This window comes from Lactobacillus hominis DSM 23910 = CRBIP 24.179 (assembly GCF_000296835.1).
In the GTDB taxonomy this organism is placed as follows: Bacteria; Bacillota; Bacilli; order Lactobacillales; family Lactobacillaceae; genus Lactobacillus; species Lactobacillus hominis.
On the sequence record NZ_CAKE01000006.1, the window covers coordinates 1 to 3,277 of the forward strand.

General features: G+C 49.2%; 1 tRNA gene and 2 rRNA genes. All 3 read right to left on the bottom strand.

Going from position 1 to position 3,277, the window contains the following annotated elements:
• Positions 1-4: 4 nt before the first annotated feature.
• The 3 genes from BN55_RS04005 to BN55_RS04015 all read right to left on the bottom strand — a co-directional run bounded on the left by BN55_RS04005 (position 5) and on the right by BN55_RS04015 (position 3,173).
• A tRNA-Asn gene (locus tag BN55_RS04005) sits at positions 5-77 on the bottom strand.
• Positions 78-90: 13 nt separating this feature from the next.
• A 5S ribosomal RNA gene (gene rrf / locus BN55_RS04010) occupies positions 91-207 on the bottom strand.
• 57 nt (positions 208-264) lie between these two features.
• Positions 265-3,173 (bottom strand): 23S ribosomal RNA (locus tag BN55_RS04015).
• Positions 3,174-3,277: the final 104 nt, after the last annotated feature.

The following is a 3,277-nucleotide window of genomic DNA, read 5'->3' on the forward strand; positions in this document are numbered from 1 at the left end:
CTTACTCCGGCTGTCAGACTCGAACTGACGACAACCTGATTAACAGTCAGGTGCTCTACCAACTGAGCTAAGCCGGAATATTAAAAAAGAGCACGGCGACTGCCTACCCTAGCAGGCAGTTTCCCACCAACTACTCTCGGCGTTAAGAAGCTTAACTTCTGTGTTCGGCATGGGAACAGGTGTATCCTTCTTGCTATCGCCACCGTACTCTTTTTGAGCTTTTACACTCAAAACTGAATATATTCCTAACAAAAACCTCTCGCTTTGGTCAAGTGCTCGACTGATTAGTACTAGTCCGCTCCATACATCGCTGTACTTCCACTCCTAGCCTATCTACCTCATCGTCTTTAAGGTGTCTTACTGCTTTCGCATCGGAAATCTCATCTTGAGGGGGGCTTCGCACTTAGATGCTTTCAGCGCTTATCCCTTCCATACATAGCTACCCAGCTGTGCCGATGGCTCGACAACTGGTACACCAGCGGTATGTCCATCCCGGTCCTCTCGTACTAAGGACAGCTCCTCTCAAATTTCCTACGCCCACGACGGATAGGGACCGAACTGTCTCACGACGTTCTGAACCCAGCTCGCGTGCCGCTTTAATGGGCGAACAGCCCAACCCTTGGGACCGACTTCAGCCCCAGGATGCGACGAGCCGACATCGAGGTGCCAAACCTCCCCGTCGATGTGAACTCTTGGGGGAGATAAGCCTGTTATCCCCAGGGTAGCTTTTGTCCGTTGAGTGATGGCCTTTCCATGCAGTACCACCAGATCACTAAGCCCGACTTTCGTCCCTGCTCGAGGTGTGCCTCTCGCAGTCAAGCTCCCTTATACCTTTACACTCTGCGAATGATTTCCAACCATTCTGAGGGAACCTTTGGGCGCCTCCGTTACACTTTAGGAGGCGACCGCCCCAGTCAAACTGCCCACCTGACACTGTCCTCCAGAACGCTCAGCTCTGTGAGTTAGAGGATCCATCAAACAAGGGTAGTATCCCAACATTGCCTCCAGTAAGACTAGCGTCCTACTTTCTCTGGCTCCTACCTATCCTGTACATGTTTAACAAATACTCAATATCAAGCTACAGTAAAGCTCCATGGGGTCTTTCCGTCCTGTCGCGGGTAACCCGCATCTTCACGGGTATTATAATTTCACCGAGTCTCTCGTTGAGACAGTGCCCAAATCATTACACCTTTCGTGCAGGTCGGAACTTACCCGACAAGGAATTTCGCTACCTTAGGACCGTTATAGTTACGGCCGCCGTTTACTGGGGCTTCAATTCAAACCTTCGCTTACGCTAAGCTCTCCTCTTAACCTTCCAGCACCGGGCAGGTGTCAGCACCTATACGTCATCTTACGATTTTGCAGATACCTGTGTTTTTGATAAACAGTTGTTTGGGCCTTTTCACTGCGGCTGATATTTTACTATCAGCACCCCTTCTCCCGAAGTTACGGGGTCATTTTGCCGAGTTCCTTAACGAGAGTTCTCTCGCTCACCTGAGGATTCTCTCCTCGACTACCTGTGTCGGTTTGCGGTACGGGTAAAACCTCTCTGGCTAGAAGCTTTTCTCGGCAGTGTGACATCATGACCTTCGCTACTTTGATTTCGCTCCGCATCACGCCTTGAGCTTTCTAAAGCAAGCATTTGACTCGCTTTTACTCTTAACGCTTGCACATGCATTTCCAACAGCATGCGTCACTAGCCTACTGCGTCCCTCCTTCGCTCATATCGATTGGTTTCAGTACAGGAATCTCTACCTGTTATCCATCGGCTACGCCTCTCGGCCTTACCTTAGGTCCCGACTTACCCTGGGCGGACGAGCCTGCCCCAGGAAACCTTAGTCTTTCGGCGGATAAGATTCTCACTTATCTTTCGCTACTCATACCGGCATTCTCACTTCTAAGCGCTCCATTAGTCCTCTCGATCTAACTTCTCCGCTCTTAGAACGCTCTCCTACCACGCATACCTAAATATGCATCCACAGTTTCGGTACTATGCTTAGCCCCGGTAAATTTTCGGCGCAGCGTCACTCGACTAGTGAGCTATTACGCACTCTTTAAATGGTGGCTGCTTCTAAGCCAACATCCTAGTTGTCTACGCAACTCCACATCCTTTTCCACTTAGCATAGATTTTGGGACCTTAACTGGTGATCTGGGCTGTTTCCCTTTCGACTACGGATCTTATCACTCGCAGTCTGACTCCCGTGCATTGATATCTGGCATTCGGAGTTTATCTGGATTCAGTAACCCCTGACGGGCCCCTAGTCCAAACAGTGCTCTACCTCCATTATCATTCACACGAGGCTAGCCCTAAAGCTATTTCGGAGAGAACCAGCTATCTCCAAGTTCGTTTGGAATTTCACCGCTACCCACAGCTCATCCCCGCAATTTTTAACTTACGTGGGTTCGGTCCTCCAGTGCGTTTTACCACACCTTCAACCTGGCCATGGGTAGGTCACTTGGTTTCGGGTCTACGTCAAAATACTCTTTCGCCCTTTTCAGACTCGCTTTCGCTACGGCTCCGTCGTTTCCCGACTTAACCTTGCACCTTAACGTAACTCGCCGGTTCATTCTACAAAAGGCACGCCATTACACTTTAATGTGCTTTGACTATTTGTAGGCACATGGTTTCAGGTTCTCTTTCACTCCCCTTCCGGGGTTCTTTTCACCTTTCCCTCACGGTACTGGTTCACTATCGGTCACTAGTTAGTATTTAGCCTTGCGAGATGGTCCTCGCAGATTCAACCGGGATTTCTCGTGTCCCGGCCTACTCAGGATCCTGCTTCGTCTGTCTGAGATTTCGCTTACAGGGCTCTCACCTTCTCTGGCTTATCTTCCCAGATAATTCTGCTATCTCTTTCAGTACTACTTTTGCAGTCCTACAACCCCAAATGGCAAGCCATCTGGTTTAGGCTCTTTCCGTTTCGCTCGCCGCTACTCGGGAAATCGATTTTTCTTTCTCTTCCTGCAGCTACTTAGATGTTTCAGTTCACTGCGTCTTCCTTCATTTATCTTAACAATAAATGATAGTGCGTCTTCACGCACTGGGTTCCCCCATTCGGATATCTCCGGATCATTGCTTACTTACTGCTCCCCGAAGCCTTTCGTGGTTCGTCACGTCCTTCGTCGGCTTCTAGTGCCTAGGCATTCACCATGCGCCCTTTTCTACTTGACCTATTTCAAGTTGAGTTTCTCTCTCTTCTCGGTCGCTTTCACAATCTGTTCAATGATTGTCTCGGTTTTTGCTAGTTTATATTCAGTTTTCAATGTACTAACTCT